The 16,948-nt window shown below is 65.0% G+C and carries 15 protein-coding genes; 4 read left to right on the forward strand and 11 right to left on the reverse strand.

Going from position 1 to position 16,948, the window contains the following annotated elements:
* Positions 1-173: 173 nt before the first annotated feature.
* Positions 174-710 carry a GNAT family N-acetyltransferase gene (locus tag QF031_RS16920; protein WP_307430772.1) on the reverse strand — a complete coding sequence of 179 codons (537 nt, stop codon included), beginning with the start codon at positions 708-710 and terminating at the stop codon, positions 174-176.
* Positions 711-855: 145 nt separating this feature from the next.
* Here QF031_RS16920 and QF031_RS16925 point away from each other — a divergent pair, with 145 nt between their 5' ends.
* Together QF031_RS16925 and QF031_RS16930 are read left to right on the forward strand one after the other, a co-directional pair.
* Positions 856-1,257 carry a DUF7793 family protein gene (locus QF031_RS16925; RefSeq protein WP_307430775.1) on the forward strand — a complete coding sequence of 134 codons (402 nt, stop codon included), beginning with the start codon at positions 856-858 and terminating at the stop codon, positions 1,255-1,257.
* Positions 1,258-1,487: 230 nt separating this feature from the next.
* Complete coding sequence (locus QF031_RS16930) at positions 1,488-2,099, forward strand: Rho termination factor N-terminal domain-containing protein (RefSeq protein ID WP_307430778.1); 612 nt, start codon at positions 1,488-1,490, stop codon at positions 2,097-2,099.
* An 88-nt stretch (positions 2,100-2,187) separates the two neighbouring features.
* Here the strand turns inward: QF031_RS16930 and QF031_RS16935 are convergent, their stop codons facing one another.
* The 10 genes from QF031_RS16935 to QF031_RS16980 are packed head-to-tail and all read right to left on the reverse strand — an operon-like array spanning position 2,188 to position 14,793.
* Positions 2,188-4,467, reverse strand: a complete 2,280-nt coding sequence (locus QF031_RS16935; RefSeq protein ID WP_307430781.1) for a gluconokinase, GntK/IdnK-type — start codon at positions 4,465-4,467, stop codon at positions 2,188-2,190.
* Between the two features lie 29 nt (positions 4,468-4,496).
* Positions 4,497-5,726: a D-mannonate dehydratase ManD gene (manD, locus tag QF031_RS16940; protein ID WP_307430784.1), complete on the reverse strand. Its 1,230-nt coding sequence runs from the start codon at positions 5,724-5,726 to the stop codon at positions 4,497-4,499.
* Between the two features lie 37 nt (positions 5,727-5,763).
* A complete protein-coding gene (locus tag QF031_RS16945; protein ID WP_307430787.1) occupies positions 5,764-7,173 on the reverse strand; it encodes a mannitol dehydrogenase family protein in 1,410 nt (469 codons plus the stop codon).
* On the reverse strand, positions 7,170-8,573 hold the full coding sequence (gene uxaC / locus QF031_RS16950; protein ID WP_307430790.1) for a glucuronate isomerase: 1,404 nt from the start codon (positions 8,571-8,573) through the stop codon (positions 7,170-7,172). Before uxaC ends, QF031_RS16945 begins: the two co-directional genes overlap by 4 nt.
* A 3-nt stretch (positions 8,574-8,576) precedes the next feature.
* On the reverse strand, positions 8,577-9,482 hold the full coding sequence (locus tag QF031_RS16955) for a sugar phosphate isomerase/epimerase family protein (RefSeq protein WP_307430794.1): 906 nt from the start codon (positions 9,480-9,482) through the stop codon (positions 8,577-8,579).
* Between the two features lie 4 nt (positions 9,483-9,486).
* Positions 9,487-10,650 carry a Gfo/Idh/MocA family protein gene (locus QF031_RS16960; RefSeq protein ID WP_307430798.1) on the reverse strand — a complete coding sequence of 388 codons (1,164 nt, stop codon included), beginning with the start codon at positions 10,648-10,650 and terminating at the stop codon, positions 9,487-9,489.
* Entirely contained in the window at positions 10,647-11,495 is an 849-nt protein-coding gene (locus QF031_RS16965) for a sugar phosphate isomerase/epimerase family protein (protein ID WP_307430801.1), read from the reverse strand. Before QF031_RS16965 ends, QF031_RS16960 begins: the two co-directional genes overlap by 4 nt.
* 2 nt (positions 11,496-11,497) lie before the next feature.
* Complete coding sequence (locus QF031_RS16970) at positions 11,498-12,421, reverse strand: carbohydrate ABC transporter permease (RefSeq protein WP_307430804.1); 924 nt, start codon at positions 12,419-12,421, stop codon at positions 11,498-11,500.
* The gene (locus tag QF031_RS16975; RefSeq protein ID WP_307430807.1) at positions 12,418-13,428 is read right to left on the reverse strand and encodes a carbohydrate ABC transporter permease; all 1,011 of its coding nucleotides are present in this window, start codon (positions 13,426-13,428) and stop codon (positions 12,418-12,420) included. The genes QF031_RS16970 and QF031_RS16975 overlap by 4 nt, the downstream gene beginning before the upstream one ends.
* A gap of 6 nt (positions 13,429-13,434) precedes the next feature.
* Positions 13,435-14,793 carry an ABC transporter substrate-binding protein gene (locus QF031_RS16980; RefSeq protein WP_307430810.1) on the reverse strand — a complete coding sequence of 453 codons (1,359 nt, stop codon included), beginning with the start codon at positions 14,791-14,793 and terminating at the stop codon, positions 13,435-13,437.
* A gap of 220 nt (positions 14,794-15,013) precedes the next feature.
* On the opposite strand from QF031_RS16980, the gene QF031_RS16985 reads away from it, so the two are divergent.
* Positions 15,014-16,066: a LacI family DNA-binding transcriptional regulator gene (locus QF031_RS16985; RefSeq protein WP_307430812.1), complete on the forward strand. Its 1,053-nt coding sequence runs from the start codon at positions 15,014-15,016 to the stop codon at positions 16,064-16,066.
* 289 nt (positions 16,067-16,355) lie between these two features.
* Positions 16,356-16,892, forward strand: coding sequence for a hypothetical protein (locus QF031_RS16990; protein ID WP_307430815.1), 537 nt, complete (start codon positions 16,356-16,358; stop codon positions 16,890-16,892).
* The last annotated feature ends 56 nt before the right edge of the window (positions 16,893-16,948 follow it).

The raw sequence follows: 16,948 nt of genomic DNA on the forward strand, positions 1-16,948 counted from the left end.
ACCCCCGCTGCGGACGCGTCCATCAACTCCTTTATGGCGGCCTCCGGGAACGCCTCATGAATCGTCTTCGTGCCGTCCCTCAGCTGGGGCGGCGGCATTTTGGGTGATTGCCGCCGTCGTCCTTCTCGGCAAAGGCCGCCACTCAGGGGAAAAGACATGACCGAAACAACCGGCTAAAGGATCCGTTGGTGCATGCGGTGGTCCTGCCACCGACCGGCAATGCGAAGGTACGCCGCGGCCGTACCGTACGCTTCGAAACCGTTCTTTTCCAGGACTCTTTGGGACGCCTTATTGTGCAGCAGGGTGGCCGCTTCAAGTCGGTGGAGGCAGAGTCCGTTCCCCGCCAGATCGACCGCGGCAGCCACCGCTGCCGTCATCACTCCTGCTCCCTGGACCTCGCGGGAGATCCAGTAGCGGACGTGGGCGTTTTGGAAGGCGCCGCGAACGATCGAATTGAGGGTGAGCAGGCCGACGATATCTTCCCGTCCTGCCAGCACCAACGGAAGCGAGGTCCCTGCTTCAAGTTCGGCCCGCCGTCTTTCAATTACCTGGCGCTGTCCCTCGACGGTATAGAACTCCTCGTTCCTGACCGGCTCCCAAGGGGCAAGGTGGGACCGGTTCGCCTGAAACGCCCTGGCCAATGGGCCTGCGTCCGACCGGAGGACGGGACGCAGCACAATGCCCCCAGCAAGTTCACGAGCGAAGTCCACTGACCCACCCTACAGAGGAGAATCAGCCGCGCGTACAAACCAAAGACCCATCCACTGGACTTTGTGTCGTACCCATCCGGCAGAATGGGGTTTCAATTAGTCAAGTGTCTGGAATATGAGCCCTCTGACGAAAACCAGGACAGCAATGAACGAATTCTTTACTGCCTCTTCCGACAGGGGGATGCTCCGGTTGCAGTGGCTACCGGAAGTGCACATCACGTACCAGCTCGCCGTGCGTGCTGCCCGTGTCCTGGAGGGTTTGAGCGGCGGTCGCAGTCTGCCCCTCCTCGTTAATTTCGCCGGAGTTGCCGGGTTGACCCCGGAAGCCAGGGCCGGAATGAACGCGTACCGCGGGTTCTCCGCCGTGGCCCTGATCGGGGACGGGGCAATGGGCAAGGTCGTGGCTGCGTTCTCCCAGCGGTCCCTGACCCCCACCGCATATTTCACCAACGAGTCCGAAGCCATCAAATGGTTGTCGGAACAGGGCAGCCGACCCGGCGTCCCGAGTGAAGCACAGCAGACGGAGGCACAGCACACGGAGCGGTGAGCTCCACCCCGGTCGCTGCGACTTCCGACGCCGGCACCTGGCCGGGTGCGTCCCGCTCAGCGCGCTTCTCAATGCCCAGCAGCAGGGCACGGTCCATGACGAGGTAACCGGGGCGGATGGGGAAGCCCGGCTCCGGTGCTTGACGCGACATCCGGCACGGGTTAGAAAGTAAGCAGCCTTATTATTTATTTGTCGATTCTGCAAAGCGTTCTGCAAAAGGAGGACCTGACGTGAGTGAAAAGCCCGGCAACCAGACCCCCAACACCCCTGATGTGAGCGAGACGGAACTGCGCAAGATGAAGGTGGATGAACTCCGCAAGGAAGCGCGGGAAGAACATATCGCCGGCGCTTCGGGCATGCGTAAGGAAGAGCTGGTGACGGAGGTAGCCAAGGCCCGGCAGGAAGGCGGCGGAGGCAACGGGGATAAGGCTGCCGGAGGAGATGCGGAAGATCTCGGTGCCGGCCCCGACGGCGGCAAGATCCGCTACGGCGATGACTCGTCCAAGTCCCTGAAGTATTCGCAGGAAATCACTTCCCCCGAGGAGGAGCCCGAACGCGAGGGCCGCAGCCTGGCAACCACGCACCATGAAGTCATCAGGCAGTGGGCCGAAGAACGCGGCGGCATCCCTGCCACGGTCGAGGGCACTGAACACGGGGACCACCTTGGTGTCCTGCGCATCGATTTCCGCGACCGTGACGCCAACCTTCGCGAAGTCAGTTGGGAGGAATGGTTCAAGACGTTTGACGACCGGCGGCTGAACTTCATCTACCAGGAAGAGCGGACGGACGGCAACCAGTCCAACTTCTTCCGGTTGGAGAACCCGGATCGTGAAGACGCCTAGGATTCCCAGGAACCTGACGTCCTGATGTCATAAAACGAAGGAGGCGCCACCGCAGCAGCGGTGGCGCCTCCTTGCTTAGGCACTGGTTCTACAGCCGCGTGTCGAATGACCCGCAAAATACGTTCTCGTTGAACGTGCCCTGGAACTCTGATTTCCCTTGGATCTTTTCCACCGCAGCCCGGATAGCCTCCCGCGTCCCCGCATGCGCGTGGATGGCGGTCCTGACCATGGGCACGTCGATCAGGTGGTTTGGCTGGTTCAGGGATACGAACACCGTGGGCACTTCCGTGGCATACCAGGGAATCTCCGCGGCCATCGGGGAGGACCACTTGATCCGGATGGCCGCTTCCTGCGCGAAGCCTTTCACGTTGGCGAAGACAAACGCAGCATCATACTTGTCCGCGTAGTCCCCCGTGGCTTCCTCCGACAACACGCGCATGAAGTTCATCCCGGCCTCCCCTGCCGCCTCGCGCTGCTCAGCGGTGCGGAAGAGGTGCACTTCGAAACCGGCTTCCTCGAGTTCCTCCTTCACCACTTCCAGGTAGGCCAGCGGGTCGGCGCGGGTGAAGTCTGCCCCGCCGGAAATGCCGTACAAGCGGATCCGGGGATGCGTCGCTGGAGTGATGGGCAGGTTTCCAGCCGTGTCCTTGACCAGCGTCACGGTCTTTTCCGCGATCTCCGCAGCCACCGAACGGTGCGCAGCAGATCCAATGACGGCAAGCGCTTCGGCCGGCGGAACCAGCTCGTCCAGGGACTTCCGGTGCAGCCCGAGCGACGCCTTCAGTCCAAGGATCCGCCGCAGTGCATCATGCAGCCGCTGATCGGTGATGACGCCGGACTTGTAGCCGTCCAGCATGTATTGGAAGTCTTCGGCCGGGTTGCGGAAGAACAGGAACATGTCGCAGCCGGCAGCAATCGTTGCAGGCACCAGTTCCTTGCGCTTCATCGCCTGGGTCAGGCCGATCATCTGCGAGGCGTCCGTGAGCACCAGGCCGTTGAATCCCAGCTCACCCCGCAAAAGGTCCTGCAGCAGCTCGGGGGACAAAGTGGCGGGCAGGATTTCAGCGTCGGACAAGCCGGGGCGGAAATGCCGGGAAACTTCCGGCGCCCCGATGTGCCCCACCATAATGGACTGCACGCCGTGCGCGATCATTTCCCGGTACACGTGCCCGTACGTCCGGTCCCACTGCTCATAGCTGAAGGTGTTGTAGGAGGTGACCACGTGCTGGTCCCGCTCGTCCACCCCGTCGCCCGGGAAGTGCTTCATCGCGCAAGCGGTGGGTGATTCGCTGATCCCGTCAAAGTATTCCTTGGCGCGTTCCACCACGATTTCAGGGGTGTTGCCAAAGGAGCGCGTGGAAATGACCGTGTTCCGCCAGTTGTAGTGGATGTCCACGATCGGAGCGAAGGCCCAGTTGCAGCCCAGCGCCGCCGTCTCCACCCCGGCCACCTGCCCCATCTGCCGGGCAATGGTCTTGTCCGGGTGCGAGCCGGCCTGCAGGTGTGTGCAGACGAACGTCCCGTCGTCGCAACTGCCGGCCCCGCCCATCTCCGGGTTGGACGCAACCAGCAAGGGGATCCGGGACTTGGACTGCGCGTACCGGATGTGCTCCTGTACCGCGGCGGACGGCCCCGGACGGTACCGCATGCCGCCCACGTGGTAGTTCTCCAGCACTTCGTCGAGGCACCCGGGCGAGTAGTCGTTGTTGTGGTTGATGAAAAGCTGCCCGATCTTCTCCTCGAGTGTCATGGCAGCGAGTGTGCCCTCCACCCACGCGGCCGCCTCGCCGTCGAGGTTGAACGGCGCTGCGGAAAGGTCGACGTCGAACTGGCGGGGCCCGGTGCCCTGCGTCCGCTTGGCGGGAAGTACGACGGCGGCAATCCCCTTGAGTGCCCCGGCCACCACTTCCGGGACGGGCGCGGCGATGTCCACCACCACACCGCGTTCGTCCGACTGCAGCGGTTCGAGGGTGGCGAGTTGGGAATCCAGCAGCGCTGGCGGCATGAAGTGCCCCGCCCTGCCGCCCACCCGCTGCGCCAGCACCTCCTTGCTGCCGTTGAGGTGCAGGAAGATGGTGTCCGGTGCCTGTTCCCGGATGGCGTCGCGGTAGCTGCGGCGAAGCGCCGAACACGCCAGGACCAGCCCACCGTCCCCGGCGGCAGCCAGCTCCCGGCCTACGATCGCCAGCCAGGGCCAGCGGTCCTCGTCTGTCAGGGGTGTGCCGGCCGCCATCTTGGCCACGTTCTCCACCGGGTGGAGCGAGTCGCCGTCCAGGAAGGGCACGCCCAGTTCGCGGGCCACGAGGCCTCCCACTGTCGTCTTGCCGCAGCCGGAAACACCCATGACGATGATGCGGTGCTTTGTCATTGTTGGTGCCTCACCAGTCTTGGCCGTGCTCACCAGTCGTGCACCGTGCCGTCGACGAGGCGGTTGTAGGGCAGGTAGGCCTGCTGGTACGGGTAGGCTGCTGCGGCTTCTTCGTTGAATTCGACGCCGATGCCGGGCTTGTCGCCCGGGTGCAGGTACCCGTCCACGAAGGTCATGGACTGCTCGAAGACCTCGTTGGTCTTGTCCGAGTGCTGCATGTACTCCTGGATCCCGTAGTTGTGGATCGCCAGGCCCACGTGCAGCTGCGCCGCGAACCCCACCGGGGAAATATCCGTCGGACCGTGGAAACCGGACTTGATCTGGTACTGCGCGGCGAAATCCATCACCTTCTTCAACGGGGAAATCCCGCCAAAGTGGGTGGACGCGGCCCGCACGTAATCGATCAGCTGTTCCTTAATCAGCGTCTGGTAATCCCACACCGTATTGAACACCTCACCGATCGCCAGCGGCGTCGTGGTGTGCTGCCGCACCAGCCGCAACCCCTCCTGGTTCTCCGCCGGCGTGCAGTCCTCCAACCAAAACAGGTCATACGGCTCCAACGCCTTCCCCAGCTTCGCGGCCTGGATCGGCGTCATCCGGTGATGCCCGTCATGCAGCAACGGGATCTCCGGCCCGAACTCATTCCGCACCGCCTCAAACACCCCCGGCAAGTGCCGCAGATACGCCCGGGTATCCCAGTCCTCCTCCACCGGGAACGCACCGCGGCCGGCCGGCTCATAGTCATACCGCTCCCCCGACGCCTGCGCCTGCGCGGCAACACCATAGACGGCCTTGATGCCGGGGACGGCGGTCTGGATGCGGATGGACTTGTACCCAAGTTCCAGGTGCTCCCGCACGGAATCGAACAGCGAGGGAATGTCCGCACCGGAGGCGTGCCCGTACGCGCGCAACCCGCTCCGCGACGCACCCCCCAGCAACTGGTACACCGGCATCCCCGCCAGCTTGCCCTTGATATCCCACAGGGCCATATCCACCGCAGCGATCGCCGCCATGGTCACCGGGCCGCGCCGCCAATACGAGGACCGGTACAGGAACTGCCACGTATCCTCAATCCGGTGCGGATCCTTGCCGATCAGCAGCTGCGCCACGTGCTCCTTCAGATACGCGGCAACCGCCAACTCACGACCGTTCAACGTCGCATCACCAATCCCCGTCACACCATCCTCCGTAGTAATCCGGAGCGTCACAAAGTTCCGGGACGGACTAGTGACAAAGACGTCAGCGGCAACGATTTTCATGGAATTCAGCTGTTCCTTCCGGAGGTAAAAGCAGGGTCTAAAGGGGTGTGGGAGCGGCGGCTTGGGGGGTGAAGGTGCCGCACAGCCCGGACACCAGGGAAACGATGTGGGGGTCGTCCGCGACGTCCGCGCTGACGAGGCGGAGCAGGGCCTGGACTCTTTGCCCGCCCTCCAGCGCATTGGCCTTGCGGATGTCCGCGGCCAGCGGATCCTGGAAGTCATCAGTTACAGCCACGTAGTCGATCCAGGCGGCAAGCATCAGCGCGGCCCCGCTGCCGGCGCGGCCGCTTGCCCGTTCCGCCGCCAGGACCGGCACGGCGCGCATCCTCAGCTTGGTGGTGGCATCGGCTGCAATTTGGGCAAGGCGGTGGGCGATCCGCGCATTGCCGAATCGCTCCAGCAGCGCCTGGCGGTACGCGGGGATGTCCAGGCCGGCAGCCTGCAGATGGTGCGCGGCCTCGTCCCAGAAGTCCTCCACGGCTTTTCTGCAGGCGGAGTCGGCCAAAGCCTCGGCCACGGTGCTGTGCCCGCGGAGTTGCCCGGCGTACGCCAGGATGGAGTGCGAACCGTTGAGGAGCCATAGCTTGCGGTTCTCGTAGGGCTCGATGTCGTCAACCACGACGGCGCCGGCCTCCTCCCAGCGCGGCCGGCCCGCGGGGAAGTCCCCGCTGAGCACCCAGTTGCGGAAGGGTTCGGCCACCACCGGCGAGCTGTCCCGGTAGCCGCACTGCTCCGCCACTTCCGCGATGTCCTCTTCTGTTGTCCGTGGCGTGATGCGGTCCACCGAGGTGCTGACGAAGCTGACGTTCATCTCGATCCACTCAGCCAGCCCGGAACCCCAGCCGGACGCCAGGCCCACGACGGCGCGCCGGGCCACCTCACCGTTGGCGGAAAGATTGTCACAGCTGACGACGGCGACCGGACCAGCGCCGCTGTTCATCCGGCGTGCGAGGGCCAGCACCAAGCGCCCCAACGGGGAGCCGGGCACTCCTGCCTCCCCGGCTGCCGCTGCCGACAGCGCGCGGAGGTCATCCGCAACAGCCGGAGCGCCGGCGTCGAACGTTCCGTCCGCCGCCAGCCCGTAGGCAGCCTCGGTGATGGTCAGCGTGACCACCGCCGTCTCCTTCGCCGCGACAAGCTCGCAAAGCCGGGCGATGTTGGCCCCGTCCACCGCCTCGACTATGCTCCCGATGACTTCGAAGCTGTCACCGCGGCCCGACCGTTCCACCAGGGTATAGAGGCAATCCTGCGCGGACAGGGCCTCCGCGGCGTCCGGACGGCGGCCGGTAAACGCCGCGATCCCCCACTCCGCCGTGTCCGGGGCATGCTGCGTGTACCAGGCCTGGTGGGATCGGTGGAACGCCCCCAGGCCCAGGTGCACGATGCGCACCGGGGCCTTGGGCAGCGGCTTCAGGCTGCGGTCGAGTGCAGGCGGCGCGGCATTCACAGCTTGAACACCCGCCGTGGCGATGCGTCGATGATGTCCACGATCAGTTCGTGCGCCCGTTCTTCCGTGACCCGGTGTTCCGCGACCAGGCGTGCCAGGAAGGATGCCTCGATCCGCCGTGCGGTGTCATGCCGGGCGGGAATGGAGCAGAACGCCCGGGTGTCGTCGATGAAGCCCGAGGACCTGGAGAATCCTGCCGTCTCCGTGACCGCCGAGCGGAAGCGGAGCATGGCGTCCGGCGCATCCAGGAACCACCACGGCGCGCCCAGGTAGACCGAGGGGTAGAACCCGGCCAATGGTGCCAGTTCGCGGGAAAACACGGTCTCATCCAGGGTGAACAGGACCAGGTGGAAGTCCTTGGCCGTCCCGAAGTCCTGCAGCAGCGGTCGCACGGCTTCCGTGTAGTTGACCGCCACGGGGATATCGTGCCCGGTGTCGGCGCCGTAGGCCTCAAACGTCGGCGTGTGGTGGTTGCGGAACGAACCCGGGTGGATGGTCATGACCAGCCCGTCCTCTACCGACATCCGCGCCATCTGGTAGATCATGTGCGCCTCAAAGGCGTCCCTGTCCGCACCGCTCGCCTGACCGGACCGGCCGCGCTCGAAAAGCCGCTCCGCCTCGGCGTCGTCCAGTTTCAGTGTGGTGGGCGTAAAGACGCCGTGGTCCGCGGACACAGCGCCGCGTTCCACGAAGTGGCGCCGGCGTGCCTCGAGCGCCCGGATGTATCCCGCGTAACCGGAGGCGCCGTCCCCCGCAGCCCCAATGAGGCGCTCCACGTTGTCCTGCCAGGACGGGTGCGCCATGTTCAGGTACTGGTCGGGCCGGAAGGTGGGCAGCACGCGGGCTGCAAAGGAGGGGTCCGCGCCCAAGGCGGCGTGGCTGTCCAGTGAGTCCAGGGGGTCATCGGTGGTGGCGAGCACCTCGATGTTGAATTCCTTGAACAGCTCCCGCGGCCGGAACCCGGGCTCCGAGAGTTTGGCCTGCAGGGCGTCGTAGAGCCGGTCGGCGTTGTCCGCAGACGGTTCCTCATCGATGGCAAAGACGTGGGCGAACTCCTGCCGAATCCAGTAGCCGGACGCTGTTCCCTCGAAGTTGGGCCATGCTTCGCAGAAGTGGCGCCATACCTGCCGTGAATCGGCCGGCCCGCTACCCAAACCCAGCTGGTCCAGGGGCACCCCGCCGGCGTGGATCAACCGGGTGACGTAATGGTCCGGAGTGACCAGGAGCGCGGCAGGATCAGGGAAGGGAGTGTTTTGTTCGATGACTGCCGCGTCAACGTGTCCGTGGGGGGAGATGATCGGCAGCCCCTCCACCTTTTTGTAGAGCGACCGTGCGATGTCCCGGACCCCTGGATCGGCTGGCAGCAGCCGGTCCGGGTGGTCAGCTATAGGCTGTCCCATGGGTCAACGCCTCCCTGCCGCGACGGAGAGCCCTGCCAACGCGGCGGTGGAGCGGAGGTAGTCGAGGTTATCCACTGTCCGTTCGGCCAGCGGGAGCTCGGTGGAGAAGTCCTCAACGGTCACCCAGCCGTCATAGCCGACCGCGGCGAGCGCCTTGAAGTACTCGAGGACGCTGCCCTGGCCGGAACGGAGCGGAGCCCACTCATTGCGGTAGACAGCTGCGCCGGACTCGTCGGCTTCACCGCTGTTGACCCAGACGGCATTCTTCACGTGCACGTGTGCCAGGTAGTCGCCCAGGAGCTCGAACGCGGGCAGGTAATCCTCCTGGCCTTCGATCAGCAGGTTTCCCAGGTCGTGGATGACGCCCACGTGCCGGGGGTCCAGCCCGTCCAGCAGGCGCAGCGCGGACGACGCCGAAGCGGTGATGGTCCTGTGGTGCAGTTCCACCAGCGCCTTCACTCCGTGGTGGGCTGCCCGCTCGGCGATCCATTCGAAATCGCGGCGCGCTCCCTCGAAGAGCTTGGGGTAGGGCGTGCCGCTGGCCGGTTCGTTGCCCCACGCCGCGGTACCCAGCGGAAGGGTTGTCACGCGCACCTGGCCAGCCCCCAGCCTGGCGGTGGCTGCGAGCATCCGGTCCACGTCCGCGTGGTTGTCGCACCGCGCGTAGCCACCGATGCCGGAAAACTCCAAACCAGCACCGGAGGTGATGGCCGCAACCCGGTCCAGGTGGTCTTCCATTCCAGTGAGCGGGATCGTGGCCTTGTTCCCGGCCCAGAAGCCGGGTGCGGCGGCGTCGGCCTGGTCGGTGATGCGCCATTCGACGCCGTCCCAGCCCTGGGCCGCGAGCTGCTCAACTGCCTCTTCCGGAGTCCATTCGGGGGTGGAGGCCGTAAATACTGAGAACTTCATGGCTTCAGGCGCTTTCTGCCGCAGTGTTGCCGGTGCGGACTTCGAGGTCGTTGTACTTGCCCGCCAGGACGTCGTCGAAAAGGACGGGCTGGCCGAGGGTGGCCGAAACGTAGACGGAGCGGACCGCCGCGAGCGCGTTGACGGCGTCGCTGACCGTAACGCCGGGCTGCCGTCCGCCGGCGATGGCGGCCAGGATGTCGCGGTACTGCCGGACGTGGCCTGCCGGGTACGTGGTGGGGTCCGCGGCCTTGTAGTCCTCCTCCGGGTACTTGGCCAGTTCCTCTTCCGACTGGTTGCCCCCGCCCTGCAGCCCCATGTCCGCGGACTCGCCGCCTGCGTCCCTGCTGTGGAAGTACTGCAGCCGGTCGTTGTCCACCACGGCCGATCCTTCAGATCCCATGAGCTGGACGCGGACGGTCAGCCCGGGGTAGGCGGCGGTGGTGGCGTGCAGGACTGCCAGGCCGCCGTTTTCAAAGGTGACGGTGGCAACGGCGGTGTCCTCCACCTCGATGCGTTCGTGGGCCAGCCGGGCCGTGTGGGCGTGGATCTCCACCGGGCGTCCCATGAACCACAGCAGCAGGTCAACGGTGTGGACGCCCTGGTTCATCAGTGCGCCGCCGCCGTCCATGGTCCAGGTGCCGCGCCAGTCGCCGGAGTCGTAGTAGCCCTGGCTGCGCCACCAGGCAACGGATGCGATGGCGGAGGTCAGCCGGCCGAAGCGGCCCTTGGCGATGGCGTCGGCGACAGCCACGCTTGACTGGTCGAACCGGTGCTGGCTGATGACCGACGCCACGATTCCCTTTTCCGCGGCTTCCTTGGCGGCGGCCTCAATTTCCTGGGCCTTGGTGAGGTCAACGTCAAGGGGCTTTTCGATCACCACGTGCTTGCCTGCCGCCAGGACTTCCAGGCTCTGCTGGATGTGCAGGCCGCTGGGGGTTGCCAGTGCCACGAGGTCGATGTCCTCAGCCGCGAAGGCCTCCGCCTGCGTGGTGTAGAGGGCCGGCCGCTGCCCGCCCTGCTTTTCGATGAAGTCGGCCAGCGCTTCTGCCGCCGCCGGGATGGCATCCACGAGCGCGACGATCCGCACCTCGGGGAATGACCGCAGGGCTACGGCGTGGGTGCGGCCGATAACGCCGCATCCGGTGATGGCTACGTTCAAGGTGCTCATGCGGTCTGGACTCCTGCTTCTGCGGTGACTTTTGCGAAGGCGCGTGCTGCGATGCCGAAGGCGGTGGGGCCGGAGAAACCGCCCAGCCCGTGGGCGCCGGCCAGGTGCGGCTCCAGGGAGGCGAAGCCCTGGTAGCCGTCTGATTTGAGGGCTTCCACTGTTTTCAGCAGGTCCCCGTCACCTTCGCCGGCGGGCGTTACGTGGCCGTTGGCGAAGAGGGCATCCTTGACCTGCAGGTACTCGAGGTGCGGGCGCAGCTTGGCGTAGCCCTCGTCAAAGGGTTTGACCCCTACCTGGACGAAGTTGGCCGCGTCCCAGGCCACCTTCAGGGCGGGCGAATTGACGGTTTCGATGATGTCCAGGACGCGGTCAGGAACATCCCCGAAAATGTCCTTCTCGTTCTCGTGCAGGAGGATCACACCCGCTTCTTCCGCGACAGCGGCAAGGGACAGCATTCGCTCCATGACGGCGTCGCGGATGCTGTCCACCTGCACCGACTCCCCGTAATAGAAGGAGAAGATGCGGATGTACTTGGCATCCAGCACCTGAGCGGCGTTCACTGCGCGGCGCAGCCGCTCCACCTCGTGCTCCACGGGCAGGCTGACATCCACCTTCCCGATGGGCGAAGCGATGGCCGAAACCTTCATGCCTTTCTCCGACAGCAGGGCCGCGAGGGCCTGGAGCTGTTCGTCGCTGAGGTCCACGATGTTGGTGCCCCACGCGCTGCGGACCTCGATGTGGTTGGCGCCGAGGGCCTGCAGCACGGCGATCTGGACCGCTGGGTCGTCGTCGATCTCGTCGCCGAAGCCCGACAGCTGCCACGTGACCTGGATGGTCGAAACCATGGTTATTTAACTCCTCCGGCGGTGAGCCCGCCTACTAGGTAACGCTGGAAAATCAGGTAGAGAATGACCACAGGAGCGGCACACACCAGCGCCGCCGCCATCATCTGGCCGTAGTAGGGAATGGCGCCGCCTTCCTGGGAGGCACCAAAGATTTGAAGTGCGACGGCGGCCGTCTGGCTTTCGGGGCGCGTCATCACCGAGGCGAACAGCACGTCGTTCCAGCCGAGCAGGAACGCGAAGATGCCGGAGACAACAATGCCGGGCCAGCTCAGCGGCAGGATGATCCGGAAGAGGACCCCAACGTTGGACGCGCCGTCGATCCTTGCGGCCTCTTCCAGCTCCTTGGGAAGCCCACGAAGGTAGGTGACCATCACCCACGTGGAGAACGGCATGGCGAACGTCAGGTAGGTGACGAACAGGCCCCACTGGGTTCCGATGACCTGGATCCCCAGGTAGGTCGCGGCCGAGGAAAACAGGACGAAGACCGGCAGCACCATCAGGGTTCCGGGCACGGACTGCAGTGCCAGCAGGCCGCGGAGGATGGTCAGCCGTCCGCGGAAGGTGTAGCGGACCAGCACGAAGGCGGTGGATACGGACAGTGCGGCCGAAACCACTGCGGTGGCCCCGGCCACCAGGACGCTGTTGGTCAGGCCGGTGGCAAGGCCCACGGTGGTCCAGATCTTCGAGTAGTTCTCGAACGTGACCGTCGAGGGCCAGAACTCGCCGTTGGCCACACCGATGTCCGAGTTCACCGAGGCCAGGAAGATGTACAGCACGGGGACCAGGACCAGGGCGCCCAGGAAGACGAGGACGAAGATCAGCAACGGCGTGGGAAGAAGCCGCAGCACCTCGTGCTGCCGGTGCGAACCCGGACGGTCAACTTCAAAGGTTGGCGCACTCCGCCGTGTGGCTGTCGTGGCGCTCATTTCTTGGCTCCTGGTGTTTCGGCGTCGTCAAGCTTGACGGCGCGGAGGTAGACGAACAGCGGGATGGCGATGAGCACCAGGGAAATGAAGGCCATGGCGGCGCTCAGGCCGAATCGGAAGCTCTGGAAGCTGGTGACGTACGTCAGGATGGGCAGGACCTCGACGTCGGCCGGGGCCGGGACGCCGAACAGCACGAACGGAAGGGTGAAGTTGTTGATGTGGTGCAGCATCCCGATCAGGAACGCCAGCGCCAGCGGACCCTTCAGGTATGGGAAGACCACGTACCGCAGCTTGTTCCACCACAATGCCCCGTCCAGGGCCGAAGCTTCATGCACTTCGTGGTCCACGGACTGCAGGCCGGACAGGGCCAGAAGATAGATGAACGGCCAGGAGGCCCAGATCTGCACCAGGACCAGCGTCCAGAAGGTTTGGGGGCCGTTGAGCCACAGCCCAACATGGATCCCCACTGTTCCCAACGCTTCGTCCACGATGCCGCCGGGCTGGAGCATGGTCCGCCAGACGGTGGCCACCACGAAGGATGGGAGGACGTACGGGATCAGGAAGATCGAGCGGATCACTGCCCGCCCCTTGAAGGCGTTCTGGGTGGCCACTGCGGCGGCGATGCCCAGCGGCAGCGTGACCACCATGGCCAGGAGTGAGTAGCTGACGCTGAGCCAGACGGCGTGCAGCAGCGGCGAAGCAGTCACAGCTTCAACGAAGTTTTCGGCTCCGATGAGCGGTGCACTGATCCACTTCCGCAGGGTGTATTGGTCCAGGTTGAGGACCGACATGTAGATGCCCAGCAGGAGCGGGAGCACGATGATGATGATCATCAGGGCCCCGCCGGGGATCAACATCCAGAGCGGCCGGTTACGTTCGCTCAGTCCCTTGCGGCGCTTTCCGCCCTTGTGGCCGGGCTGCTGCCCGGCGTCGTCCGCGTTCCGGGGCGCCCGGCTTGCGGCGGTATCCGCCGCAAGCCGGACTTCATGTGAGGCGTCGGTTGACATCAGGACTTATCCTTTGGAGGCCCGGTCCAGGGAAGCCTGGCCCTTGTTCTGGGCGTCCTTGATCCTTTGGTCCAGGGCGGAGTCGTCCACCTTGCCCGCGGCCAGGTCCGGAATGGACTGGACGGTGACATTCAGGAGTGCGAGCTGGATATCGCCCCAGGCACCGGTAAAGGGGGTCGCCTTGGACTTGGCAGCGGCGTCAGCCATCGGCTTGAGCTTCGGATCGGTCAGGCTGGCGAGGGCCTCGGCGTTCGCCGGCAAATCACCGAAGATCTTTTGGTAGTTCAACTGCTCATCCTTGGACGTGATCAGCTTGATGTAGGCGAACGCGAGGTCCTTCTGCTTGGAGTAGTCGGCCACCACCAGGTTGTCACCGGAGAGGATGCTGGCGGCGTCGCCGTCGGACTTGGACTGCGTCTCACCCGGGGGGATGGTGGGCATCAGTGTGTACTCGTATTTGCCGGCTATGGCCGACTTATCGAGCGTCGGGATAGAGGTGCCAGTGGTCATCATCAGGTAGCCGGCCTTGCCGCTGGCAAAGGCCGCCACGGCGTTGCTGTTGCTCCAACCGACGGAAGCAGGGTCAACAACCTTGTCGTCGGTCAGCCAGCCGAAGTAGGTTTCGTAGGCCTTCTTGACGGCGGGATCGTCCAACTTCAGCTTGTTGCCATCAACCAGGGGATTACCGGCCTGCACGGACATGGCCCAGATGAACTTCCAGGGATCGTAGTTGTCCTTGTAGCCGGTGGCGATGCCGTAGGTATCACCCTTGGTCATCTTCTTTGCCTGGGCTGCCAGTTCGTCCCAACTGGTGGCGGGCTTGTCGATGCCGGCCGCTGCCAGCAGGTCCTTGTTGTAGGCCATCACGAACGGACGGCTCACGAAGGGGATGCCCGCCTGGTGGTCCTTGTCCGGACCGGAAATGCCGAGTGCGGCGGGGTTGAAGCGGTCCTTGCCGCCCACTGCCTTCCAGTCATCATCCGAGAGGGTGACGAATGCTTTGGTGGCGTAGGCCGTAGGCGTGAACGTTGTGCCGAGTCCATAAATGTCAGGGCCCTGGCCCGACACGACCGAGGTCTGGATCCGGGTGAGCTCGTCATTGGCCGAGGCGAAGGTCTCAAATTTCACGTCGGCGCCGGTTTCAGCCTTGAACTTGGCGGCGATGTCGCTCTGCCACTGTTTCTGCTGTTCGGGGTACTGGGCCAGGACGCCGGTCAGGACATTCAGGGTCTTGCCCGTTCCGTCCACCTTTCCACCTGCATTGGAACCTCCGCCGCTTCCGGAGCCTCCGGACCCACAACCGGTCAGGGCGAGTGCTGCAGCCGTGACAATTGCCGCGAGCCCAGTAGTCGATTTAAACCTCATTGTTTTTCTCCTCTTGGACACCCGCATGGCCACATCCGTCCTGTGGCGGAGATCACTGCAGGCGACTCGAAATTCAGTCTAGGAAGGTGGCAAGCCGGTGGCAAGCGGTTGCCAAAAGTTGCCATAAATGCTCAGATAGAGGCAACAGGTATCCAGTGGCGCGCAGCCTTGGACGCCCCGCACGGCCGGCGACTCCGGTCCGCAAGGAAAGGCCGCAGCGATGGCAGCACCCAAATCAAATGCGTCACGCCAGCCCGGCCTGGACCTCGCCGGGCAGCGGGACCGGCCACCCACCATCCGCGACGTCGCTGAACTTGCAGGCGTCGCTACCTCCACCGTGTCACGGGCCCTTGCCCGGCCGGAACGGGTAAACCCGCGCACCAGGGTCCGGATCGAAGAGGCCGCTGCGCAGCTCAACTACGTACCCAGCTCGCAGGCACGCGGGCTCAGTTCGGGACGGACGAATGCGGTGGCGGTGCTGGTGCCGGACATCACCAATCCGTTCTACTTCGACATCATCCGGGGCACCCAGCACCAGCTCAAGGCTGCTGGCGTCACCCAACTCCTGGTGGACACCGAGGAGTCCAGCGAGATGGAACTGGACGCACTGCACAAGATGCGCAAGTCCGCCGACGGGTTCATCCTTGCCGCCTCGCGCCTGTCGGACGCCCAGCTGGCAGAAGTGTCGCAGTCGCAGCCCCTGGTGACGTTCAACCGGGCATCCACCAGCGCCCCAACGGTCATGATCGATACCCCGTCCGCCATTATCCAGGCCCTGGAACACCTGGCCTCGCTGGGGCATCACAAAGTCTGTTACGTCGCCGGCCCGCCAACTTCTTGGTCCAACCAGATGCGGTGGAAGGTCTTCGAGGAGGACGCAACCAAGCGTGGCATGGAAGTGCACCGGATTGGCCCCTACACCCCCAAGACCACGTCGGGCGCTGCCGCCGCCGACGCAGCGGTCAGGACCGGGGCAACGGCCTGCATCGTCTTCAATGACCTGCTGGCCATCGGCATGCTGCAGCGCCTGCAGGCCCGGGGCATCCGGGTCCCGGCTGACATGAGCATCATCGGCTCGGACGATATTTTCGGCGCGGACTTCTGCAACCCGCCGCTGACCACCATCTCCAGCCCCATTGAGCAGGCAGGCAGGGTGGCAGTGTCCATGCTGTTGGCCCAGCTCAACCCGCTGTCGGGAAGCGCCTCCCGCCAGCTGGCCGTCATGCCCACCCACCTGACCATCCGGGAATCAACGGGGCCTGCCCCGACCTAACCGCCACCACGGTCCGCGGTGGGTACGGGTGGCACCCATCGGAGCAACCTGCGGGACACCCAAGGCTGAGGGGACACCCATTACCGGCCCGTAGCCTACCGGCTGCTTACGGCGTCGGAGCATACTTGACCCGCCACTCGAATTGATGGACGAAAGAGACGTCCCACCGCACCCTCACCGGCAGTTCCCGGGGGTTCTGCCGGCATCCCGCTGCAGGACGGGGAACATCCCCACCGCTCGCAGCCCTTGGACAGAAGACACCGGTCTCGAAAAGGGGTAAAGATCAACGATGAACCGCACCAAGACGGGGATGCTGTCCGTAGCCTCCGCTGCCGTGCTTGCCCTGGGAGTTGCTCCCGGAACCGCCCTGGCCCACGGAGGATCCGGGCACGGGGGCTCCGACAACAGCGACGACTGGCGGCACAATGACGACCAGCGCCGGCTGGTCAGGGTCCTGCGCGACGTAACCGACGACTACCGCTGGCTGGAGAACGCGGAGGCGGACGGCTACCAAAAGATCACCGAATGCATCGACAAGCCCGGAGTGGGGGCCATGGGCTTCCACTACGCCAAGCCGGAACGGATCGATGACAAGACCCAGGCCCGCAAGCCCGAGGTCCTGGTGTACATGCCCGACGAGGACGGGGAGTACGAGCTGGTGGCGGCCGAATTCATCTCCACAGCGGCCGACCGTCCTGAGCTCGCCGGCCTCGATTTCGAGGACGGGCCGTTCCCCGGCTCATTCGCGCTTCACGCGTGGATCTGGCGGGACAACCCGGACGGTATGTTCGCTTCCTACAACCCGGACCTCAGCTGCCCGAAGTAACTCCGCAAAGGACGCGGCCGGCCCACGCAAAAGGCGGGCGGACGACGGCGGGAGCC

This window comes from Pseudarthrobacter defluvii (genome assembly GCF_030816725.1).
Taxonomy (GTDB): Bacteria; Actinomycetota; Actinomycetes; order Actinomycetales; family Micrococcaceae; genus Arthrobacter; species Arthrobacter defluvii_A.

What these genes read in the sequence shown, in the direction of transcription:
- QF031_RS16955 (WP_307430794.1), bottom strand. Translation starts at nt 9,482, where the DNA reads ATGAAGTTCTCAGTATTTACGGCCTCCACCCCCGAATGGACTCCGGAA.
- manD (WP_307430784.1), bottom strand. Translation starts at nt 5,726, where the DNA reads ATGAAAATCGTTGCCGCTGACGTCTTTGTCACTAGTCCGTCCCGGAAC.
- QF031_RS16960 (WP_307430798.1), bottom strand. Translation starts at nt 10,650, where the DNA reads ATGAGCACCTTGAACGTAGCCATCACCGGATGCGGCGTTATCGGCCGC.
- QF031_RS16925 (WP_307430775.1), top strand. Translation starts at nt 856, where the DNA reads ATGAACGAATTCTTTACTGCCTCTTCCGACAGGGGGATGCTCCGGTTG.
- QF031_RS16980 (WP_307430810.1), bottom strand. Translation starts at nt 14,793, where the DNA reads ATGAGGTTTAAATCGACTACTGGGCTCGCGGCAATTGTCACGGCTGCA.
- QF031_RS16990 (WP_307430815.1), top strand. Translation starts at nt 16,356, where the DNA reads ATGAACCGCACCAAGACGGGGATGCTGTCCGTAGCCTCCGCTGCCGTG.
- QF031_RS16965 (WP_307430801.1), bottom strand. Translation starts at nt 11,495, where the DNA reads ATGGTTTCGACCATCCAGGTCACGTGGCAGCTGTCGGGCTTCGGCGAC.
- QF031_RS16935 (WP_307430781.1), bottom strand. Translation starts at nt 4,467, where the DNA reads ATGACAAAGCACCGCATCATCGTCATGGGTGTTTCCGGCTGCGGCAAG.
- QF031_RS16975 (WP_307430807.1), bottom strand. Translation starts at nt 13,428, where the DNA reads ATGTCAACCGACGCCTCACATGAAGTCCGGCTTGCGGCGGATACCGCC.
- QF031_RS16970 (WP_307430804.1), bottom strand. Translation starts at nt 12,421, where the DNA reads ATGAGCGCCACGACAGCCACACGGCGGAGTGCGCCAACCTTTGAAGTT.
- QF031_RS16985 (WP_307430812.1), top strand. Translation starts at nt 15,014, where the DNA reads ATGGCAGCACCCAAATCAAATGCGTCACGCCAGCCCGGCCTGGACCTC.
- uxaC (WP_307430790.1), bottom strand. Translation starts at nt 8,573, where the DNA reads ATGGGACAGCCTATAGCTGACCACCCGGACCGGCTGCTGCCAGCCGAT.